The following is a 21,828-nucleotide window of genomic DNA, read 5'->3' as shown; positions in this document are numbered from 1 at the left end:
GTATTCCCACCATTCCTGGCGGTTAGTTGCTGAGTAAACGCTACGCCGCACATGGATGTGCAAGTGCCGCGTGAGACAGGGAGTCGGTAGCGGCCGACGCACATGGATGTGCAAGTGCCGCGTGAGACAGGGAGTCGGTAGCGGCCGACGCACATGGATGTGCAAGTGCCGCGTGAGACAGGGAGTCGGTAGCGGCCGACGCACATGGATGTGCAAGTGCCGCGTGAGACAGGGAGTCGGTAGCGGCGACCGCACATGAACATGTCAACGCAACGTGAAACAGAAGCTGTCAGTGGCCAGGAAAATATGTACACCGGGTCTTGAAGGCCTAACAAGAAAACAAGCGGCTATAAGATTAATGGCCCAAAAAAGAACGCTCCTGCTCTGATTGTAGAAAGGGAATTCAGCAAGTGCTTATTGTGTCAGCTTCAAATATTTCTGATACAAGCTGTCATGGTCTTCGACCACGTCGGGATCCTTGTCGATACAATCGACCGGACACACCTCGACACATTGCGGTGTATCGTGGTGACCGACGCATTCGGTACATAGATTGGGATCGATCACGTAAATCTCCTCCCCTTGTGAGATGGCGCCATTCGGACACTCGGGCTCACAAACATCACAGTTTATGCACTCATCATCGATTAAAAGAGACATCTTTACTCCTCTGCATATTTTTCGGTTAATCGTTGTTCGACGATCTCGGGAACAAAGCTGGAAACATCGCCGTGCAGCTTGGCAATCTCCCGGATCATACTGGAAGAAATAAATTCGTATTGTTCGGCCGGCGTCAAGAATACGGTTTCCAATTGCGGTGACAGCCGTCTGTTCATGCCGGCCAACTGAAATTCATATTCGAAATCGGATACGGCCCGCAAACCTCGCAGGATCACGTTGGCGCCCCGCTCTCTGGCGCAATCAACCAGCAGGTTGTTGAAACCGATCACCTCGACATTAAAATAGTCAACGGTGACGGCCTTCACCAAGGCCACTCTTTCCTGCACCGAAAACAACGGTTCTTTACCGCGATTTTCCGCGATGGCGACAATCACCCGATCATAAAGCTTCGATGCTCTGGCGACCAAATCCAGATGGCCATTGGTAATCGGATCAAATGTTCCGGGATAAATTGCGGTGATATTCATGGCACATGTTTAAAACAAAACGCGCAATTTTATACTATTTGGCATCAGTAATGCATCATTTCTCGGTTTGCCAGCAATTCTCAATTTGAGCGTTTTAGCAGTATTTAGGGCTTGGGGAGTGTTTGGCGAGGATGTCGGCGGCTGGAATAGCCGTTTTAACCAAGCTTACACGTAACTATTCAGTATCTTTCAGGTTTTAGGCAGTAGGTCATTGATTTCTCGGGACGCGTTCACCCAGCATCTAAATAAACGACGATTATAAATCATTGCCAATAGTCTATGGTATTTAGGTGCTGGGTGAATACTTCCCTGGCAGCTGACAGCATCCTGCTTCACGCTACACTTGCACTTCCTTGTGCGGCGTAAGCTCTGACTGCAACGTCCTGTTGCAGACAGCCCGATAAATCAATAACCTACTCCCTCTTAAAACTACGCTGAATAATTACGCTCAAACAAGTAATAATCGACCTCGCCGGCGCTTTTATTTTTCAGTTGCCGCCAATTGACTGGCATATCGTTCAACGGCAAGCCCTTTTCCACCTCGACATAGATTGTTGCCTGCGGCGCCAACCAGCCTTTGTCCTCGAGCCAATGACAGGTTTGCGAGGCCAACTGCTTGCCGAAAGGCGGGTCTAGGAAGACGAGATCAAACGGCTCGACATCGCCGGCCAGAAAACGAAAGACATCCTGTTGCACGATCTTGATCTGTTCAGCCCCCAACTTGACGCTATTCGCTTTCAGTTGACGACAGGCCTGAGCACTGCTCTCCACCTGCAACACGAACTTCGCCCCTCTGGATGCGGCTTCCACGCCCAAGGCGCCGCTGCCGGCGTAGAGATCCAGACAGCGGCTGCCTATTACCTGATGCTGTAACCAATTAAACAGCGTCTCCCGAACCCGCGCCGGCGTCGGCCTCAACCCAGGAGCATCATCGAATACCAACTGGCGGCTGCGCCATTCGCCACCGATGATGCGTAGCTTATTAGACATCGATTATTTTCCACCAACCGTCACTGTTTGTAACAGTTCCGGCTTAACTCGCCTTTGCAAAGCGTCCTTGATCTGCTCGACCGTGACCGCCTCTACTTTCTGAGGAAAAACTTCCAGATAGTTTAACGGCAAGCGGTAAAAACCGATCATGTTGGCATATTCGGCCAGCTCCCGGTTGGTATCAAAACGCAGCACGAAACCGCCGGTGATGTTTTTCTTGGCCGCGACCAATTCAGCCTCGGTCGGTCCGTTGGCGACAAAATCAGCCAGCGTCTTTTTCATGATTCTGACCGCCTTGCCGGTCTGGTCGTTGCGGGTCTGCAACCCCATCGTGAAGGGCCCCCGCCGGTACATCGGCGAAAAATAGCTATATGCGCTATAGGCCAAACCGCGTTTTTCCCTGACCTCTTCGAACAACTTCGAGACCAGGCCGCTGCCGCCCAGAATGTGATTGCCGACATAGAGAGGAAAATAATCCTCATCCTGGCGACGGACGCCCGGCAAGCCGGACAGCACATGGGTCTGGGTCGACGGAAACTCGATATGCTTAGTGCTGCCTTTGTCCGGCATCGTTATCTCGGGAATCGGCTGCGGCCGCTCGCCCACCTCGAGCCCGGCCAACAGCGATTCGGCGGTTTGCTCGGCCTGCTTTTTGCTGAGATCACCGACAATCACGACCATCGCATTGGCGGCCACGTAATAGCGTCGATAAAACTGGCGCAAATCGTCGACGCCGAAACCCGCGACGGTTTCAATCACCCCGGCGCGCGGATGGGCATAGGGATGGTCATGATAAAGAGCCTGATAAAAAGCGATGCTGGCTAACGCGCCTGGCGACTCCTCACGATGCTTTAACGCCGCCAACGTTCTCGTTTTTTTACGTTGAAAATCGGCCTCATCGAAGTTCGGATCGGCCAGTATCGCACGCAGCGTTGCAATGGATTGATCAAACAAAGGCTTTTCGGTTAATGTGCGCAACGACAGCCAGGCCATATCCCGCGATACGCCGGTGCTGAATTGAGCGCCGACGCTTTCAAAACGCTCGGCGATCTGATCGGCATCCCATTCACCGGCCCCGGCATCGAGCATCGCCGACGTGATCGCCGCCAGCCCATGCTGATAACCATCCCTGGCGCTGCCGGCATCGAAGGTGACGCGAATGTCGACCATCGGCAAGCCTTCCGTTTGCACATAATAAACCCGGCTGCCCTGCGGGGATTGCCAATGTTCTATCGTTGCCGCAGACCATGCCGTCTGCGTAAAAATCATTAACACTATCGTCAGCCAACTAATCCGCATTACGTCCTCCTGTCTTGCTTCCTGATTGCGCTTGTTCTTTAATCGGTTGCGGGTCGAGATAGGCAATGCTTAGCCTATCCTCAAGCAGATATTTACGCGCCACGGCACGCACCTGCTCGGCCGTCACCTGATTAACCTTGTCCACATATTCATCCGCTTTCTCCCAGCCTATGCCGACCGTTTCCAACATGCCCAATTGCATGGCTTGATAAAAGTTGGAATCGCGTTCATAGACGTCATTGGCCAGCACCTGCGCCTTGACACGCTGCAACTCCTCGTCACTGACCAATTCGTTTTTCAGCTCGAATATCTCCTCTTTCAAGGCATATTCGAGATCGTGAACGGTCTTGCCTTTTGCCGGCGTGGCGTCCAACATGAACAGGTCCGGCAAGCGCGAAATCAAGCCATAGCTGGCTCCGGCCGACACCGCAATCTGCTTGCCCCTGACCAATCTGCTCGACAACCTGGCGCTACTGCCACCATCCAGAATACCGGCCAACACCTCCAACGCATAAGCCTCCCATTCCGGTTGAGCAGTGGCCAAAACAGGCACCCTGTAACCCATGACCAAGTAAGGCAACTTGGCCGGCAGTTTGATCGTCATCTTGCGTACGCCAAGTTGCTCGACTTCTGTTTGCGGTTTCAGCGGCTCGATGTCGCTAGGTTTTAAACCGGCAAAATATTTTTCAGCCAGTTTAAACACTTCTTCCGGCCGCACATCGCCGGCGACCACCAGCGTAGCGTTATTGGGCGCATACCAGCGTTGATACCAAGCCTGTAAATCCTCGATCCGGTAATGGGCGATATCGGCGGGCCAACCGATAATCGGATTCTTATATGGGCTGTTGGAGAACGCCATCGCCATGAAATGCTCCTGGGTCTTGGCCCGCGGCTTGTCATCGACACGCATGCGACGTTCTTCGGTGACCACCTGCAATTCCTTTTTCAGCTCGTCGGCCAGCAAATTCAGATTGCGCATACGGTCGGCCTCTAACTCAAAACTGACTTCCAGACGCGATTTTTCCAAGGTCTGAAAATAGGCGGTATAATCTCGCCCGGTGAAGGCGTTTTCATTACCGCCATTTGCAGCGATGATACGGGAAAATTCGCCGGCCGGGTGGCGATCGGTACCTTTAAACATCATGTGCTCCAGCATATGGGAAATGCCGGTGATGCCGCCCGGTTCATAACTGGAACCGACCTTGTACCAGACCTGGGAAACTACGACCGGCGAACGATGATCTTCCTTAACCAGGACTTTCAAACCGTTCGTCAGCACTTTTTCCTGCACCTTCGGATCGCCAGCCTGCGCCAGCAACGGCAGGCACAACAACGTAATAACTATGGACCTAAACCTCATATCTCCCTCATTATTATTTTATGTTAGCGCGTCGGACTATTTCCATAATCAATAGTTCACTGTATTCTATACACAATTCACAAGCCGGTATTCATTCAAAACCTTAATGACAAATTCTACAGCTACACTAACCTGGCAAAATTATCTGGAACTGTGCAAACCCAAGGTCGTCGCCCTGATCGTGTTTACCGCCATCGTCGGCATGTTGCTAGCCGTGCCGGGCATGCCGCCGATGGATAATTTCATCTATGGCACCCTCGGCATCGCCCTCGCCGCCTCGTCGGCCGCGGCCATCAATCATTATATCGACCATAAAGCCGATGCGGAAATGGTCCGTACGCAAAACCGGCCCTTACCCAAAGGACACTTAAGCGCACGCAACGTGTTGATATTCGCCGGAACGATCGGTCTGATTTCGATGTTGCTGCTGATATTTCTGGTAAACCCGCTGACCGCGGTGTTGACCTTTCTGTCGCTGATCGGCTATGCCATTATTTATACCGTTTATTTAAAACGCATGACGCCACAGAATATCGTAATCGGCGGCGCCGCCGGGGCCGCCCCGCCGGTGCTTGGTTGGTGCGCGATTACCGGCGAAGTGCATCCTCACGCCTTGCTGTTGTTTCTGATCATCTTCGTCTGGACCCCTCCGCATTTTTGGGCGCTGGCCATCGCCCGGCGCGAAGAATACGCCAAGGTCGAAATTCCGATGCTGCCGGTCACTCATGGCAGCGAGTTCACCCGCCTGCATATCCTGCTGTACACGGTTTTGCTGCTGATCGTCACGCTGCTGCCCTATCTGACCGGCATGAGCGGACTGATCTATCTGTTCACCGCGATTCCGCTGGGAATCGGCTTTATTTATTTTGCCTTGCTGATGCGCCGCCACAAAGACAATAAAACGGCGATGAGAACCTTCGGCTATTCCATACTCTATCTGATGATTATATTCGCCGCGTTATTAATCGATCACTATATCCCGCTGTCACTGTCATGAATGAACATCCGTTTGCCGAATTTATAAAAATACTGGGCAAAGGTAAAAAAGGCTCGCGGCCTTTGACTCAGGATGAAGCCTATCGCGCGATGAAAATGATCATGGCCGATCAGGTTGAGCCGATGCAACTGGGCGCCTTCCTGATGCTGATGCGCATCAAGGAGGAAACGGCGGAGGAACTGGCGGGGTTTGTCGCCGCCGCGCGGGAAAGCTTTCAACCCGGCATGCCTGTCTCGCAGGTCGACCTCGATTGGTCTTCATACGCCGGCAAACGCCGGCATTTACCCTGGTTTCTACTGACAACGCTGTTATTGGCCGAAAACGATATCCGGGTATTCATGCACGGCGCCGAAGGCCATACCGCGGGTCGCATCTATACCCGCAATGTCTTAAAGGCACTCGGCATCGACTATGCGACCTCGGTAACACAAGCAGCCGAACAATTGCAGCAGCATCGGTTCAGCTACTTGTCGCTGGAGCATATCTGCCCGAAATTGTTCGACATGATCAATCTGCGCCCGCTGATGGGCTTACGCTCTCCCGTTCATACTCTGGTCAGATTGCTGAATCCGTTCAATGCCGAGCACAGCATCCAGGGTATCTTTCATCCCAGTTACCGCCAAGTGCATCAAAAAGCGGCTCTGTTACTGAATCAGCCTCATATGGCGGTATTGAAAGGCGAAGGCGGGGAAACGGAACGCAACCCGGACATGGACTGCCTAGTGCAAAGCGTCCATGACGATGAACTCAGCGAAGAGCATTGGCCCGCCCTGTTCCCCCGTCGCCATGTCAAACCAGCGGAGTTAAACCCGGAACAATTGGCCCAGCTGTGGCGGGGTGAAGACAACGATGAATTCGCCGAAGCCACCGTCATCGGCACCGCCGCCGTCGCCTTAAAGCTGCTGGGTAAGGCCGACAGCCAAGCGCAGGCGGAAGCGCTCGCCCAACGCTATTGGGCACAGCGCGACAAAAACAAGTTCGGCTCTAAATAGGGCACGGCTGCGCCTTTGCCCGTCTCACGTCATGACGCGTCGCGGCAACCTTGGCAGGATGGGCAAAGACCCCGTCGCGCGCATCACATTCGCTTTAATTGTAAAAGCGAGGAACACCCTTGATGGAATCTTTTTCCAGATGCAGGTATTCCAATCCGATCCATGTGCCCTGCTCGTCATGCTCTACCCAGACCACCTTGCTCTCGCCGGACAGCTCAAGACGCTTAAACTGATAACTGACCACCTCCTCGGGCTTGACATCGACTCTTTCGTCCAGCCGTATCATCATGCCGTCTACAGAGACATTTTCGGTATAGAAAGCATGGGCTTCTTGATTCAATACAATGCATCCTAAATCATTGATGTTTTTTCGATAAGCTCGGCGCGAATAAAGCAAATTGTCGATATCATAAGAGATATTACGAAACTCAAGCGCGAAATGCATGGAACCGTCAATTTTTTCCGACCGGACCACCTCGGCCTCGCCAATCAACCTCAATTCGGGTAAATAAATATCCACCAGCGGCGATACCCTGATAGCCTGAAAAAACTCTTTCACCTCATGCAACGGTTCACTGGCTTGTAGCCGCGCCAGCAAGCCGGTAATGGAAAGATTTTTAACCTCTATCTCCAATTCCTGCCCCCCGAGATAGACCAAACCCTTGGTCGCTAGATTCTTGCGATAGGGACGTTCTTCTGTCATCGTTTCAGCCTTTCATTTTTATGTTACAAATCGACTACAATTATAGTGCCTAACAAAAATTTATCTGGGTATGTGCGCAACTTCACCGTATTTGTATGAAAACACAACTCTTCATTGTCGCCAGCTTGATGATGATTTCCGCCTGCAGCACATCGCCGCCGAAAAACAGCAGCGATATCTGCGCTATTTTCCGGGAAAAAGACGACTGGTATGACGCGACTAAGGAAGCCTATCAACAATGGGGCGTGCCGATTCATGTGCAAATGGCCATCATGCAACAGGAATCCCGTTTTGTCGCCGATGCCCAGCCGCCGCGCCCTTGGCTACTGGGCATCATCCCTTGGTTCCGCTCCAGCAGCGCTTACGGCTACGCCCAGGCACAGGACGGAACGTGGGAAGACTATCTAAATAACGGCGGTAAATGGAGCGCAGACCGCGATGATTTTGCCGACAGCAGCGACTTTATCGGCTGGTATTGCGCCGTCAGCCAGCAAAGATTAGGCATATCGAAATGGGATACCCGCAATTTGTACTTGGCGTATCATGAGGGCCATGGTGGTTATCAACGAAAAAGTTACTTACAAAAGAAGTGGTTACTGAACACGGCGAACAAAGTCGCCCACAAAGCCAAACAATATCATAGCCAATTAACGGGCTGCAAAGAGGAATTAGAAAGCAAAGGTTGGTTTTTTTGGTAAACTAAAGGGCTTACTAAATAACAACGGGGAGAAGCTGTGAAAAACATTACACACCGCGTTACGGCAATTTTAACCGCATTTTTAATAGGATTTACCATGTTCTCGATCGCTAATGCCAATTCACCCGCAGAAAACAAAGCCGCCGGTGAGGCATTTCTCGCTGAAAACGGCAAAAAGGATGACGTTATCACCACGGTCAGCGGCCTACAGTACGAAATTATCGAACAAGGCGAAGGCGCCTCGCCTGCGGCCAGCGATAATGTCACGGTACACTACAAAGGCACCACAATTGACGGTAATGTTTTTGACAGCTCCTACGATCGCGGCGCACCGGCGACCTTTCCGTTGAACAGAGTGATCGCCGGCTGGACCGAAGGCCTGCAACTGATGAAAGAAGGGGCGAAATTTCGCTTCTATATTCCTGCGGAACTGGCTTACGGTGAACGCGGCGCCGGCAGAGAGATCGGCCCGAACTCGACACTGATTTTTGATGTTGAACTGATCAAGGTTCAATAAGCGCTTTATCGACACGGACGAGGATAAACGACGTTGCCCTTGACCGTGTCGCACAATCACTCGAACTCGCAATCTTCGCCCGGCAAATCGGGCGCCGACGCCAACCGATGAAAAAGCCCCCGGTAGTGCGATTGCACATTTGCGATGTCTATCTGCGCGATACCGGAGGAAAAGCCGAACCAGACATACAAACCGTTCAGGTCCTTGAACATCGGCGGCAAGTACCTAGGTGCGGTGACCAGACCGTCTAAAAAGTGCTCATACAAAATCGGCACATCATCCAACGTCACTTTCCCGACAAACAGCATGGGCAGAATCTCCGGCACCCCCTCCATCGTGACGCCGCGTATGAAATTGACCAACTCGATAAATCCCCTGACATAGGATAAGTCCTTGGTGAAGCAGGCCCCTCCCTCGACCATGCCGCCACGAAACACGCGCTGGGCAATGGTATAGCTATCATGAGGACTGATGCCCCGCTCACTGAAATGGCGATAAACATCAATAAAATCGGCGCCCTGCTCCGCCAAATCGATCGCGGTGACGCGATCGCTGATACGCCTGGCCCGGTTCGGAAACGAACTGAACGTCAGCGTCTCGATCAACACCGCCAATCCCTCCTGGGTCGCGGTAATACGCGGTGAACCAACACTGAGCCAGGTCAACCAGGGTTGTTCGCGGCCATTCAAGGTGGTGCCGACATGCACCCAACCCTCATGCACTTCCAACACCTGCAGGTCCAACTCTGAAAACACCGCTTTGTTATTGATTTTGATCTTGTCGCCGCCGGCCGAGGCATCGGAAACAATCCCATCATCGAGAATCACACTCAAGGCCGCTGGATCGAAGTAACGCCCCAGTCTTTCCATCAACCGGGCAACGGCTTGTTCGGCGGTAAAAATTTTTGGATGAATCTGGTTGAGATGTTTGGCGCCAGGCAACGAAAAAATCGCTCCCAAACGCTCCCCCAATTCCAGCAGGCTTTTATTGTCGCCTCTCAAATGATCCCGGGCGGAGCCATAAAGCGCCTGGCTGTGTAATAAAAAATCTGCCGTTCCGCGACTGCGCAATAAATCGATCACCCGCCGGTATTGCACGGCGGTATCCTGCAAAATCAAACCCAGCGCATCGTTCTGACCCAGTTCCCGAATGATGTCTCGGCGCAATGCCTCCAACGACCGTGCCGCGCCATCGAGGTCGAAGCCGGGACGCTGTTGTTGATAAAAAACACGATCGGCCGCCGGCAGCACACCGGCCTTCTTAGCGAAAAATTGCTCTCTGAATGCAAGCGGCCATTTAATACTGTCTAGGATCTGAATCGGCCTTTGAATTTCGATTAGACGATTAGACAACTTCAGCAGTCGTTGCCGGTAATCCGAATGCGCCACAAACACTCTCCAAAAGTCGGGAGCGTAGCTCAAATTCCCTGGCAAGGGAATTTATTTATCTGGCGACGATGTCCTTGTTTGCATTATGCGCTTTTGCATTAGGTGGGCAAACGGTAAATATTGCGGCCAGTGCCGAATGCAGTTTTGACGACGACAATACGCCTGTCGCCCAGTTGTTAAGGTAAAATAGACCTCCGATTATCGCAATGCAATTCTTTTCTTTATGACCAATTATTCGCTGTTCGCCACCACCCCGAAAGCCATGGAAGGCTTACTGGCCGAGGAAATCAAAAATCTTGGCGGTCAAGATATTCAGCCGACCCTTGCCGGCGTCTCGTTCCTGGGAGATCTGGAAACGGCTTACCGCGCCTGTTTATGGTCACGGACAGCCAACCGGATACTGCTGCAACTCGACAGCTTTGAAGTCGACTCGCAACAGGACCTCTATGATGGCGTCAAACGCATCAACTGGTTTGACCACCTGAAGCCGGATGACAGTTTTGCCGTGACCTTCAGCGCCAAAAACAGCAAGGTCATCAAACACACCCATTTCGGCGCGCTCAAAGTCAAAGACGCCATTGTGGATCAGATGCGCAGTAAATTTCATAAACGGCCCAATATCGTCATCGACCGGCCCGATATACGCGTCAACGTTTATCTAAACGGCAAACACGCCCAATTGAGCCTGGATTTATCCGGGGCCAGTTTGCATCAACGCGGCTACCGTGACGTCAGCATCGCCGCGCCGATCAAGGAAAACCTGGCGGCGGCGATGTTATTGCGCAGCGACTGGCCTAAGATCGCCGCACAAAACGGCGCCTTAATCGACCCGATGTGCGGCTCCGGCACCCTGTTGTTGGAAGGCGCGATGATTGCCGCCGATTATGCCCCCGGCCTGCTGAGAGATTATTTCGGTTTTATGGGCTGGAAAAAGCATGGCGCCGAATTATGGCGACAATTGCGCGAAGAAGCCGAGCAACGCAAGATAGAGGGACTGAACCGGTTACCGGTCATCGTCGGCTTCGACCAGAGCCGCCGAACCGTCGCGACAGCCTTGAAACACATCGAAAACGCCGGTCTGCAACACAAGATTCATGTCGAAAAACGGGATATCAGCTTGGCCGAGCCGGCCGAAAGCTGGCCCAAAGGCTTATTGATCTGTAATCCGCCTTATGGCGAGCGTCTGGGCGATGAAGAGCAAACCGCGGCGCTGTATCGTCAATTCGGCGAGCTCATGAAACGCCGGTTTTTAGGCTGGAAAGCGGCAATGATCATCAGCAATCCGGAACTGGGATTTCGCTTAGGGATTCGCTCACAAAAACCGATCACGCTGTATAACGGCGCGTTGGAGTGTAAACTATTGCGTTTCAACATCGAAGAACAAGCCTTCTTCACCCCAAAAAGCAAAACGCCACAAGACCGCGCCGAGCTAATCAAACACGACAGTCTCGAAGCCACGGCGGAAATGTTCGCGAATCGACTGAAAAAAAATCTGAAAAAATGGCGTAAATGGGCGAAACAGCAGCAAATTTCCTGTTATCGTGTCTACGACGCCGACCTACCGGAATACGCGGTCGCCATCGACGTGTACCAGGGCGAACAAACCTGGATCAATGTCCAGGAATACGAAGCGCCCAAATCGATCGACGAGGTGAAGGCCAACGCCCGTCTGGCCGGCGTGCTGGCGGAAATCCCGAAGGTCATGAACATCGCGCCCGAACAGGTATTTTTGAAAATCCGCCGTAAACAGAAAAGCGTGAGTCAGTACGAAAAACTGGGCGAACAAGGTCATTTTCATGTCGTGGAGGAAAGCGGCTGCCAGTTTCTGGTCAATTTCGAGGATTATCTAGACACCGGTTTATTTCTGGATCACCGCCCTATCCGTCTGCGGATTCAACAGGAAGCCCAGGGCAAACGCTTCCTGAATCTGTTCGCCTATACCGGCTCGGCGACGGTCCATGCGGCCAAAGGCGGCGCCGTGTCATCGACGACGGTGGATATGTCCAACACCTATCTGCAATGGGCCAAAAACAATCTCGCGCTCAATCAACTCGGAGACGAGCACAAGCTGGTGCGCGCTAATTGCATGACCTGGTTGGAAACGCAGGCCAACGCCAAGCACAGACCGCAGTTCGACCTGATTTTCCTCGATCCGCCCACCTTCTCGAACTCCAAACGCATGGATGAAGCCTTCGACATCCAGAACGATCATGTGCGCCTGATCAAAAACGCCGTAGCGTTGCTGGCGCCCGGCGGCGTGCTGTATTTTTCAACTAACTTCCGCCGCTTTAAAATGGCCACGGAACAACTGGCGAAGCTAAATATAAAAGACATCAGTCCCGAGACGGTGCCGCAAGACTACGCCAGAAACCCGAAAATTCATTATTGCTGGAGCATCCAAACATGACCGAGAGTGTACAAATCGTCATCAGCGGCCGGGTGCAAGGCGTGTATTTCCGCGCCTTTACGCAAAAGCAGGCCAAAAAACTGAATCTGACCGGCTACGCCAAGAACCTGAGCAACGGCGATGTCGAAATCATCGCCTGCGGCGAGAAAAGCCAATTGGAAAAATTGGTGCAATGGTGCCACAAAGGCCCGATCATGGCCAAGGTCAATTCGGTGCAAACGCGACCGTTGACCGATGCTCGGTCTTATCAAGGTTTCGATATTTTGTAGAACTTTTTGGAGGATCCGCTGCGCTCGATCCGCCCTACAGCTTAAACTCGATTGTAATTATTCAGCGTATTTTTATCAGAGGGAGTCGATTATTGATTTATCGGGCTGTCTGCAACAGGCAGATTTTTGCTCCTGCAAAATCTGCATTTCCATCGTCCCGAGAAGTCAATGACCTACTCCCTAAACCCCTGAAAGATACTGAATAGTTACACTCGATTGAGGGAGTGGACGTTCTGAGGGACAAACGCCACCAGGAAAATATGACCCATACAATGCTAATGCATGGGTTATTAATACCTCTTTCAAAGTCCAAGGCCGCCTTTGTGGTATATCCGGGTTAACAATTTTCAAGCATAAAAAAGCCCCGGCTGCATCGCAACCGGGGCCTTGGCTCAAGCGACAGGCTTGGAGTCGACGATGATTACATCATGCCGCCCATGCCTCCCATACCGCCCATGCCTCCCATGCCGCCCATGTCAGGCATTGCATGGCCTTTGTCATCGCTAGGCTCGTCAGCGACCATCACTTCGGTGGTGATCATCAGAGCCGCAACGGAAGCGGCGTTTTGCAACGCGGAACGAGTGACCTTAGCAGGGTCCAGAATACCCATTTCGATCATATCGCCGTATTCACCGGTAGCGGCGTTATAACCGAAGCTGCCTTCGCCTTTAGCGACTTCGTTCAACACCACCGAAGACTCGGCGCCGGCGTTTTTGACGATTTGACGCAGAGGCTCTTCCATCGCACGACGCAGGATGTTGATGCCGACGTCTTGATCATGGTTGGCGCCCTTCAGGCCTTCCAGCGCTTTCAGCGCACGAACCAACGCGGTGCCACCGCCTGCTACGACGCCTTCTTCAACGGCGGCGCGAGTCGAATGCAGCGCATCTTCAACACGCGCTTTCTTCTCTTTCATTTCAACTTCGGTCGCTGCGCCGACTTTGATCACGGCAACACCGCCAGCCAGTTTGGCCAAACGTTCTTGCAGTTTCTCTTTATCGTAATCGGAACTCGCTTCATCGATTTGCGCACGAATTTGCGCCACTCGACCGGTAATATGATCTTCGGCGCCAGCGCCATCGATGATCGTGGTGTTTTCTTTGCTGATTTGAACTTTTTTCGCGGTACCCAATTGGTCGATTTCCGCTTTTTCCAAAGACAGACCCACTTCTTCGGAAATCACGGCGCCGCCGGTCAGAATGGCGATATCTTCCAGCATCGCCTTACGACGATCACCGAAACCAGGCGCTTTAACGGCCGCTACTTTGACGATGCCGCGCATGTTGTTGACCACCAGAGTCGCCAACGCTTCGCCTTCGACATCTTCGGCGATAATCAGCAATGGACGGCTAGCCTTGGCAACCCCTTCCAGAATCGGCAATAAATCACGGATATTGGAGATTTTCTTGTCGAACAGCAGGATATAAGGATCTTCCAGTTCAACCGTCATGTTGTCCTGGTTATTGATGAAGTATGCAGACAGGTAGCCGCGGTCAAATTGCATGCCTTCGACGACATCCAAATGATTTTCCAGACCGGAACCTTCCTCCACGGTAATCACGCCTTCTTTACCGACTTTTTCCATCGCTTCGGCGATGATGGTGCCGACCGTCTCATCGGAGTTTGCCGAAATGGCGCCAACTTGAGCAATCGACTTGCTGTCCTCGCAAGGCGTCGCCGCCGCTTCGATCGCTTTAACCGCCGCGGAAACCGCTTGATCGATACCGCGCTTCAGGTCCATTGGGTTCATGCCCGCAGCGACCGATTTCAAGCCTTCGTTAACGATCGATTGCGCCAATACAGTCGCCGTCGTGGTGCCGTCACCGGCCACGTCAGAAGTTTGTGACGCAACTTCTTTGACCATTTGCGCGCCCATGTTTTCGAATTTATCGCTTAATTCGATTTCCTTGGCCACCGATACACCGTCTTTAGTGATGGTGGGGGCGCCGAAGCTTTTTTCCAAAACCGCATTACGGCCTTTAGGGCCCAGCGTGACTTTCACCGCGTTTGCTAGAATGTTTACGCCTGCCGCCATGAGTGCACGCGCATCGCCACCAAATTTTACTTCTTTTGCTGCCATTTTGTTTCCTAAATATTCTTTAATATGGTTAGTGATCGATTTTGGCTTAGCCTAAAATCCCCATGATGTCTTCTTCACGCATGACGATAACTTCTTCACCGTCTACCTTCACTTCCGTGCCGGAATATTTGCCGAACAGGACTCTGTCGCCCACTTTTACTTCCATGGCGCGAACTTGTCCATTGTCCAAAGTTTTGCCATTACCCACCGCTAAAACCTCACCTTCACTGGGTTTTTCGGCTGCGGATCCCGGCAAAACAATCCCTCCTGCAGTTTTTGTTTCTTCTGCAACACGTTTAACGATGACTCTGTCGTGTAACGGACGTATTTTCATCAATGTCTCCTAACAATTAAAAAATAAAGGTTTAAAAATTATTAGCACTCGCTAGTAATGAGTGCTAATAATAACCAGCTTTTGCACTCTGTCAAGTTCTTTGGCATCATCTGCCGCTCACTTTATTGCATCCAGATGACAAATGAATGACCAACAACTACTACGCTATAGCCGACAAATCATGCTGCCGCAAATCGATATCGAGGGACAGCAAAAACTGCTCGACGCCAAAGTTTTGATCATCGGCGCCGGCGGTCTCGGCTCTCCAGCCTCGATGTATCTGGCTGCGGCGGGCATCGGTCAAATCACACTCTATGACGACGACCAGGTCGATCTGTCAAATCTGCAAAGACAGATTGCCCATAACACTGACGATATAGGGATGGATAAGGTAATTTCAACCCGGAACACCTTGAAAAAGTTAAATCCGGATACGAAGGTTATCGTCCACCGTGAACGCTTGGTTGGAGAACGACTGGACAGGGAAGTCGAAAACGCCGATATCGTGTTGGACTGCAGCGACAATTTCAACACCCGTTTCGCCATTAATCGGGCTTGCGTGAACCATAGAACGGCTTTGATATCGGGCGCCGCAATTCGTTTTGAAGGTCAAGTCTCGGTGTTTACGCCGGGCTGCGACGACAGCCCTTGCTACAACTGTCTCTACAGCAGTGAAGGTGAAGAACTACAGCGCTGTTCGACAAACGGCGTCATCGCGCCGATTACCGGGATCATCGGCAGCATACAGGCCCTCGAGGCGATGAAGGTCATCATGACGATCGGAGCCCCTCTGACCGGGCGATTATTATTGCTGGACGGCCTGACGATGGAATGGCAAACGATGAAATTGAGGAAAAACCCAGCTTGCCCCACCTGCGGGACAGGCTAAGCCGGAAAGCTGTTTCCGGGTTAAAGCAGATGCACGACCCGGTTGCGCCCCGACTCCTTGGCGGCGTATAGCGCTTGATCGGCGCGGGCGACAAAACTTTCGACGCTGTCGTCGTTTTTTAGCGACGCCGCGCCTATCGACACCGTCACTTTACCGATAGATTGGCCGCTCTCCTTTTGTTTCAAGCGGCTGTTATCCAGCGCCGACCGGATCTGTTCGGCGATTGCCAGCGCCGTATCCATCGTAGTCTCGGGCATCACCACGGCGAGCTCCTCGCCACCAAAACGGGCGACATGATGATGTTCGCTGGCATGCTGTTTTAACAAGCCCGCCATATAGCGCAGCACCTTATCGCCAACCAGATGACCAAACCTGTCATTGATCTTTTTAAAATAATCCAGATCCAGAATTAATAAGCAGTGTGAGGATGCTAGCGGGCTGTCAATCAGCTTAACCAAGATCTCATCAAAAGCCCGTCTGTTCAACAAGCCGGTTAAGCCATCCGTCGTCGCCATCTCCCTGACCATGCTCAGCTCACTGCGCAACCTCGCCATCTCGTCATTGGCCTCATTGAGCTTGGTTTTTAGGATATTGCTGATTTTAAGTAATTCCCGGGTTTCCGCGACGATGCCTGACAGCACATTTTTAACATCGGATAGATTATCGATGCCCTCCAGCTTCAGCGAACTGGCCGACACATGCTCTCCGACACTGGCAACCTGAGTGCTTGAATCTTGCACCGTGTTAGCGGTATTTTCAATCAACGCCTGCAAGGCATAATTGATTTTTTCAAATGATTCAACCGAGGCGTTACAAATATAGTTCTTGTAGAGACTCAGGCTGGTTTCATCATCAAACGCCTGCTTGCTTTTCAGTAGCTCATCGATGGCTGCGGTCAGTTTGCCATTATTGCCGGCGACGTATTCATACCAAATGGCATAATTAATCGGATGCGTCGAAACTTGATGCTTCATCATCATCGGAATACTGCGCTGCAATAACCTGGCATTGTATTCCGGACAGGGGTCGTAGCTGGGCAAAAAGGTCGTGGTTCCGTTCATGGCGCGTCAATCCAGACATTAGCTTATAATCGTAAGCTTACCCTGACGCGCAAAAAATTCAACTTTTAATCTTGATTTTCTTTCAAGTAATTTCGAATCAATATTTGAACTGGTTCACTTTTTTTCGACAATTCGCGGCTTGCTTTGCACAAACCGCCGCCTAGATTTTCATCTTCTCCCCACCAAGAAATCCGGGCAAAAGTTCGCTAAAAAACCGGCGTTATTCCAGTTCTTTTGGCTCTATTCAGCTTCTATCGGCAGCGCCGAGCTGGATACCGAGCATCCTACGCCCGGTTCCACTAAACGAACAATGCTGAATTGCGACGGGTAGTTATTTTTTGGCAACGAGGCCTTTAACCGCACTAACGACCTTCTCCGCCATATTTAAAACGGCCGAGTCACTATCGCCATGCGGTTCGGTATCCCCAAACGGCTCGCCGTTTTTCATCGTATACATATAGATGAAGTATCCCAACGGCGCAAAAGCGACAATGGCGATCAGCAACATGAAAAAAACAAGCTCTACCACGACTCCCATAACCCCCTCCAATTGTTATTGTAATTATTTCGATAAGCCATTGCGCCTATCGCTCGGTTAAAATGGTGCGAACCGTAAATATAACCCTGTATTTAGTGAGGTACAAGCTAAAAGTGAACTCCATCCATCACTTTTAATCTATAAATGCTGATCGTAGTTGCCAAAAAAAAAACTTCATCGTATACTCTGAGGCAGCTTACTTGATCAAGCTAGCGTACAACTAAAAAAACTTCTGGAGGTATTTAATATGAAATGGGAAACACCAGCTTACACAGACCTGCGTTTCGGTTTCGAAGTCACTATGTACATTTATAACCGTTGATTGCTACGGTTTGAATCAAGAAAAAGGGGCTGTTCAGGCCCCTTTTTTTTGCCTGCAGCTTTTTAATCCCGTATCATTCAGGCCTTGTTTTACAACCAAACTAGCCCATCAATCATGAAGATCAGAGTTCTCGGTTCAGGCGCGGGGGGCGGATTTCCCCAATGGAACTGTAATTGCCATAATTGTCACCGTTTACGCCACAAGCAAATGAATGGCAAGGCCCGCACCCAGTCATCGATTGCGGTCAGCACCGACAACAGAAACTGGCTGCTGTTCAACACCTCGCCCGACATTCGCCAGCAACTGGAGGCGTTTCCGGCCATTCAGCCGCAGGAAGGCGTCCGCGACACCGGCATCAAGGCGATCATGTTGATCGACAGTCAGATCGACCACACCACCGGCATGCTGATGCTGCGCGAAGGCAAGCCGCTCGATGTTTACTGCACGGACATGGTGAAACAAGACCTGACCACCGGCTTCCCGCTGTTTACGATGCTGAAAGATTATTGCACCGTCAATCATCACCCGATCCCTTGTGACGGCAGCAGCTTCACGGTCCCCGGCATCGACGACTTACGTTTTTATACTCATGCCCTGAAGAGCAAGGCGCCGCCCTATTCGCCCCACCGGCACGACCCGCACGAAGGCGATAATGTCGGCGTCATCATCGAACAAATTTCCACCGGCAAAAAACTGTACTATTCGCCCGGCCTCGGAGAAATCGAGCCGCATGTGATGCAAGCGATGCAGGAGGTCGATTGCCTGATGGTGGACGGCACCTTCTGGACCGACGATGAAATGGTCAGCCAGCATATCAGTCATAAAAAGGCGCGGGAAATCGGCCATCTGCCGCAATCGGGACCAGGCGGCATGATCGAGGTGCTGAATCAGGTTGAAAATACCCGCAAAATATTGATTCATATCAACAACACCAACCCGATTCTGGACGAAGATTCGGAACAGCGCAAGACACTGGATGCCGCCGGCATCGAAGTTTCTTACGATGGTTTAGAAATCGACTTATAAAGGAACATCATGAGCTGCTGCGATAACAAACCCTGGAGCCGCGAGGAATTTGAAGCCAAGCTGCGCGGCATGGAAAAGTATTACCATATTCATCATCCTATGCACACGCTGATGAACGAAGGTAAACTGAACAAGGCCCAACTGCAGGGCTGGGTCGCCAACCGCTTTTATTATCAGATTATGATTCCGATCAAGGACGCCAACATCATGGCCAATTGCCCGGATCGCAAGACCCGCGCCATCTGGGTGCAACGGATATTGGATCATGACGGCCATCCCGACGACCCCGGCGGCATCGAGGCTTGGATACAGCTAGGCATCGCGGTCGGCATGACCCGCGAGGAAATTACCTCGTTGAAACATGTACTGCCCGGCGTGCGATTCGCCGTCGACGCCTATGTCAACTTCGCCCGTCGTTCGGAATGGCATGAAGCGGCCAGCTCCTCGCTGACCGAGTTGTTTGCGCCGAAAATTCATCAACAACGCCTGGATAACTGGCCGGAAATGTATCCGTGGGTCGAGCAGGAAGGTTATATTTATTTCCGCAAACGCCTGTCGGAAGCGCGACGCGACGTCGAGCACGGCCTGGAACTGACGCTGGACTGGTACAAGACCCGCGAACAACAGGAACGCATGCTGGATATCCTGAAATTCAAGCTGGATGTGTTGTGGACCATGGCCGATGCGATGTACATGGCCTATGTCAACGACATGCCGCCATATTTCAATATCGAGAAATAACATGATAAGTTGGACGCATCATTAAAGAACCGCCCTTAAACACAAGCATTTCGGTAACTATTCAGTTTGATACTGAGAAAATATTTCTTTTACTATCAATTGCTTGTGGAAGAAGTGTATGCGACAGGGATGTCGCATCCAAGCCTATAGGGACATATTTACCCAGCACCTAAATTCCATAGGCTAATGGCTGCGATAAATCATCTTCGTTTATTTAGGTGCTGGGTGAACGGCGTCTTCTGGGGCAAGCGACTGATAGTAAAAGCATTTTTATGCTGAATAGTTACGCATTTCGTAGGTTGGGTTGAGCGATAGCGAAGCCCAACATTTCCGGAACACCTAACTCGTTGAGCTTCATTTCATTCAGCCCAACCTACATATACAAATGAGCATCAATCCCAATCAAACGATCAGCTTCTCACCCATGCACCGCCTGCAATGGGAAGAAGCGCAACAAAAAGACGTCATCCTCTATCCGGAAGGCATGGTGGAGTTGAATCAAAGCTCCGCCGAAATTCTCAAACTTTGCGATGGCAAACGCAATTTGGAACAAATCGTTAACGAACTGGAACAAAAATTTTCCCAATCCGGTCTGAAGGACGATATCAACAACTTTCTCAATGTCGCATTACAAAATGGCTGGATCCAACAACCCTAACATCACGCCGCCGCGCTGGCTGCTGGCGGAACTCAGCTACAAATGTCCGCTGCAGTGTCCGTACTGCTCCAATCCATTGGATTACGCCAAGTATCCGGATGAATTGGGCACCGAAGACTGGAAACGCGTACTGAGCCAGGCACGGCAGATGGGCGCGGTACAACTGGGCTTTTCCGGCGGCGAACCATTAACCCGACGGGATTTACCCGAACTAGTCAGGCACGCCCGGGATTTGGGGTATTACTCCAATCTGATCACCTCCGGCTATGGCCTTACCGAAGCCAAGATCGTCGAATTAAAACAAGCCGGGCTGGATCATATCCAGGTCAGCATACAGGCCAGCACCCAGGAATTGAACGACCATATCGCCGGCACCGAGTCTTATCAACACAAGCAGGAAGTCGCCAAACTGGTCAAGAAGCATGGCTACCCGATGGTGCTGTGCGTCGTAATACACAGGGAGAATATCCACCAAATGCCAGAGATTTTGGCGATGGCCGAGGCATTGGGCGCCGATTATCTGGAACTGGCCAATACCCAGTATTACGGCTGGGCCCACGCCAACCGGGATTTATTATTGCCGACCCAGGAACAGTTCGAGGAAGCCGAAAAAATCGCCCAGGCCTATAAGGAAAAGGTCGCCGGCAAAATGAAAATCTATTACGTGATACCGGATTATTACGAAGACCGCCCCAAGGCCTGCATGAACGGCTGGGGCACCACCTTCCTGACCATCGCCCCGGACGGCGTCGCGCTGCCTTGTCATTCCGCCCGCGAACTACCGGGTCTGGACTGCCCCAATGTCAAAGATTACAGCATCGCGGAGATCTGGAACGAATCTAAAGCGTTCAACTTCTTCCGCGGCTATGACTGGATGAAGGAGCCTTGCCGCAGTTGCGACGAAAAGGAAAAAGATTTCGGCGGCTGCCGCTGCCAGGCCTACCTGATGACCGGAGACATGTATAACGCCGATCCGGTGTGCAGCAAATCGCCGCATCACCATGTCATTCAGGAAGCGATCGATTCGGCCAAAGAAACGGCCTTAGCGGCCGAAGAAAAGCCTTTGATTTTCCGCAACAGCAAGAATTCCAAGCGCTTTTAGCCGTAGACTGCGTAACATCGTATCTATTATATTCAGTATCTTTCAGGATTTAGGCAGTAGGTCATTAATTTCTCGGGACGCGTGAATACTTCCATGTAAGCTCTGACTGCAACGTCCTGTTGCAGACAGCCCGATAAATCAATAACCTACTCCCTCACATAAAACTACGCTGAATAATTACGTAACATCGATCATTCACCCCGAAGACCATGAAGCACACGAAGGATAGCATTCAATCTTCATACTCTTCAGGGTGATCTCTTCTGGTTTCCGAACTTGTACAGCCCCATACACTATTATTCTGTCGGCA

23 protein-coding genes are annotated in these 21,828 nt (G+C 51.5%); 12 read left to right on the top strand and 11 right to left on the bottom strand.

Translation table 11 applies throughout. The annotated features are described in order from the left end of the window. Positions 1-414: 414 nt before the first annotated feature. The 5 genes from Q9L42_RS07010 to Q9L42_RS06990 form a co-directional block, all read right to left on the bottom strand. Positions 415-660, bottom strand: coding sequence for a YfhL family 4Fe-4S dicluster ferredoxin (locus Q9L42_RS07010; RefSeq protein WP_305909149.1), 246 nt, complete (start codon positions 658-660; stop codon positions 415-417). A 2-nt stretch (positions 661-662) separates the two neighbouring features. Further along, the gene (gene coaD, locus Q9L42_RS07005) at positions 663-1,148 is read right to left on the bottom strand and encodes a pantetheine-phosphate adenylyltransferase (RefSeq protein WP_305909150.1); all 486 of its coding nucleotides are present in this window, start codon (positions 1,146-1,148) and stop codon (positions 663-665) included. A gap of 429 nt (positions 1,149-1,577) precedes the next feature. Beyond that, positions 1,578-2,138 carry a 16S rRNA (guanine(966)-N(2))-methyltransferase RsmD gene (gene rsmD / locus Q9L42_RS07000; protein WP_305909151.1) on the bottom strand — a complete coding sequence of 187 codons (561 nt, stop codon included), beginning with the start codon at positions 2,136-2,138 and terminating at the stop codon, positions 1,578-1,580. 3 nt (positions 2,139-2,141) lie between these two features. Further along, positions 2,142-3,437, bottom strand: coding sequence for a M16 family metallopeptidase (locus Q9L42_RS06995; protein WP_305909152.1), 1,296 nt, complete (start codon positions 3,435-3,437; stop codon positions 2,142-2,144). Beyond that, positions 3,427-4,797, bottom strand: a complete 1,371-nt coding sequence (locus tag Q9L42_RS06990) for a M16 family metallopeptidase (protein ID WP_305909153.1) — start codon at positions 4,795-4,797, stop codon at positions 3,427-3,429. The genes Q9L42_RS06995 and Q9L42_RS06990 overlap by 11 nt, the downstream gene beginning before the upstream one ends. A gap of 106 nt (positions 4,798-4,903) precedes the next feature. Here Q9L42_RS06990 and cyoE point away from each other — a divergent pair, with 106 nt between their 5' ends. After that, on the top strand, positions 4,904-5,794 hold the full coding sequence (gene cyoE / locus Q9L42_RS06985) for a heme o synthase (protein WP_349432425.1): 891 nt from the start codon (positions 4,904-4,906) through the stop codon (positions 5,792-5,794). Beyond that, positions 5,791-6,786, top strand: coding sequence for a glycosyl transferase family protein (locus tag Q9L42_RS06980; RefSeq protein ID WP_305909154.1), 996 nt, complete (start codon positions 5,791-5,793; stop codon positions 6,784-6,786). The genes cyoE and Q9L42_RS06980 overlap by 4 nt, the downstream gene beginning before the upstream one ends. 94 nt (positions 6,787-6,880) lie before the next feature. Here the strand turns inward: Q9L42_RS06980 and Q9L42_RS06975 are convergent, their stop codons facing one another. Further along, entirely contained in the window at positions 6,881-7,489 is a 609-nt protein-coding gene (locus tag Q9L42_RS06975) for a PilZ domain-containing protein (protein ID WP_305909155.1), read from the bottom strand. 95 nt (positions 7,490-7,584) lie between these two features. On the opposite strand from Q9L42_RS06975, the gene Q9L42_RS06970 reads away from it, so the two are divergent. Together Q9L42_RS06970 and Q9L42_RS06965 are read left to right on the top strand one after the other, a co-directional pair. Next, positions 7,585-8,187, top strand: a complete 603-nt coding sequence (locus Q9L42_RS06970; RefSeq protein WP_349432423.1) for a transglycosylase SLT domain-containing protein — start codon at positions 7,585-7,587, stop codon at positions 8,185-8,187. Positions 8,188-8,283: 96 nt separating this feature from the next. Beyond that, a complete protein-coding gene (locus tag Q9L42_RS06965) occupies positions 8,284-8,703 on the top strand; it encodes an FKBP-type peptidyl-prolyl cis-trans isomerase (RefSeq protein WP_432648883.1) in 420 nt (139 codons plus the stop codon). Between the two features lie 56 nt (positions 8,704-8,759). On the opposite strand, the gene Q9L42_RS06960 is transcribed toward Q9L42_RS06965, so the two are convergent. Continuing rightward, positions 8,760-10,091, bottom strand: coding sequence for a flavohemoglobin expression-modulating QEGLA motif protein (locus tag Q9L42_RS06960; protein ID WP_305909157.1), 1,332 nt, complete (start codon positions 10,089-10,091; stop codon positions 8,760-8,762). A gap of 223 nt (positions 10,092-10,314) precedes the next feature. Here Q9L42_RS06960 and rlmKL point away from each other — a divergent pair, with 223 nt between their 5' ends. Together rlmKL and yccX are read left to right on the top strand one after the other, a co-directional pair. Next, on the top strand, positions 10,315-12,498 hold the full coding sequence (gene rlmKL / locus Q9L42_RS06955) for a bifunctional 23S rRNA (guanine(2069)-N(7))-methyltransferase RlmK/23S rRNA (guanine(2445)-N(2))-methyltransferase RlmL (RefSeq protein ID WP_349432422.1): 2,184 nt from the start codon (positions 10,315-10,317) through the stop codon (positions 12,496-12,498). Beyond that, positions 12,495-12,767, top strand: coding sequence for an acylphosphatase (gene yccX / locus Q9L42_RS06950; protein WP_305909158.1), 273 nt, complete (start codon positions 12,495-12,497; stop codon positions 12,765-12,767). Before rlmKL ends, yccX begins: the two co-directional genes overlap by 4 nt. A gap of 421 nt (positions 12,768-13,188) precedes the next feature. On the opposite strand, the gene groL is transcribed toward yccX, so the two are convergent. Continuing rightward, the gene (gene groL / locus Q9L42_RS06945; RefSeq protein ID WP_305909159.1) at positions 13,189-14,847 is read right to left on the bottom strand and encodes a chaperonin GroEL; all 1,659 of its coding nucleotides are present in this window, start codon (positions 14,845-14,847) and stop codon (positions 13,189-13,191) included. A 46-nt stretch (positions 14,848-14,893) separates the two neighbouring features. After that, positions 14,894-15,181, bottom strand: coding sequence for a co-chaperone GroES (gene groES / locus Q9L42_RS06940; protein WP_305909160.1), 288 nt, complete (start codon positions 15,179-15,181; stop codon positions 14,894-14,896). 142 nt (positions 15,182-15,323) lie between these two features. Here groES and Q9L42_RS06935 point away from each other — a divergent pair, with 142 nt between their 5' ends. Beyond that, complete coding sequence (locus Q9L42_RS06935; RefSeq protein ID WP_305909161.1) at positions 15,324-16,070, top strand: HesA/MoeB/ThiF family protein; 747 nt, start codon at positions 15,324-15,326, stop codon at positions 16,068-16,070. A gap of 20 nt (positions 16,071-16,090) precedes the next feature. Here the strand turns inward: Q9L42_RS06935 and Q9L42_RS06930 are convergent, their stop codons facing one another. Continuing rightward, the gene (locus Q9L42_RS06930; protein WP_305909162.1) at positions 16,091-17,131 is read right to left on the bottom strand and encodes a GGDEF domain-containing protein; all 1,041 of its coding nucleotides are present in this window, start codon (positions 17,129-17,131) and stop codon (positions 16,091-16,093) included. A gap of 331 nt (positions 17,132-17,462) precedes the next feature. Continuing rightward, a complete protein-coding gene (locus Q9L42_RS06925) occupies positions 17,463-17,669 on the bottom strand; it encodes a hypothetical protein (RefSeq protein ID WP_305909163.1) in 207 nt (68 codons plus the stop codon). Between the two features lie 247 nt (positions 17,670-17,916). On the opposite strand from Q9L42_RS06925, the gene pqqA reads away from it, so the two are divergent. From pqqA to pqqE, 5 genes are all read left to right on the top strand, one after another. Beyond that, positions 17,917-17,991, top strand: coding sequence for a pyrroloquinoline quinone precursor peptide PqqA (gene pqqA, locus Q9L42_RS06920; RefSeq protein ID WP_080524503.1), 75 nt, complete (start codon positions 17,917-17,919; stop codon positions 17,989-17,991). A 114-nt stretch (positions 17,992-18,105) separates the two neighbouring features. Then, positions 18,106-19,017 carry a pyrroloquinoline quinone biosynthesis protein PqqB gene (gene pqqB / locus Q9L42_RS06915; RefSeq protein ID WP_305909164.1) on the top strand — a complete coding sequence of 304 codons (912 nt, stop codon included), beginning with the start codon at positions 18,106-18,108 and terminating at the stop codon, positions 19,015-19,017. A gap of 9 nt (positions 19,018-19,026) precedes the next feature. Continuing rightward, on the top strand, positions 19,027-19,758 hold the full coding sequence (gene pqqC / locus Q9L42_RS06910; RefSeq protein ID WP_305909165.1) for a pyrroloquinoline-quinone synthase PqqC: 732 nt from the start codon (positions 19,027-19,029) through the stop codon (positions 19,756-19,758). Positions 19,759-20,143: 385 nt separating this feature from the next. After that, complete coding sequence (pqqD, locus tag Q9L42_RS06905) at positions 20,144-20,416, top strand: pyrroloquinoline quinone biosynthesis peptide chaperone PqqD (protein ID WP_305909166.1); 273 nt, start codon at positions 20,144-20,146, stop codon at positions 20,414-20,416. Continuing rightward, positions 20,394-21,518, top strand: a complete 1,125-nt coding sequence (gene pqqE / locus Q9L42_RS06900) for a pyrroloquinoline quinone biosynthesis protein PqqE (RefSeq protein WP_305910267.1) — start codon at positions 20,394-20,396, stop codon at positions 21,516-21,518. The genes pqqD and pqqE overlap by 23 nt, the downstream gene beginning before the upstream one ends. The last annotated feature ends 310 nt before the right edge of the window (positions 21,519-21,828 follow it).

The organism is Methylomarinum sp. Ch1-1, assembly GCF_030717995.2.
In the GTDB taxonomy this organism is placed as follows: Bacteria; Pseudomonadota; Gammaproteobacteria; order Methylococcales; family Methylomonadaceae; genus Methylomarinum; species Methylomarinum roseum.
The sequence above is the reverse complement of the archived record's forward strand: the minus strand, read 5'-3'. Positions and strand labels throughout refer to the sequence as shown.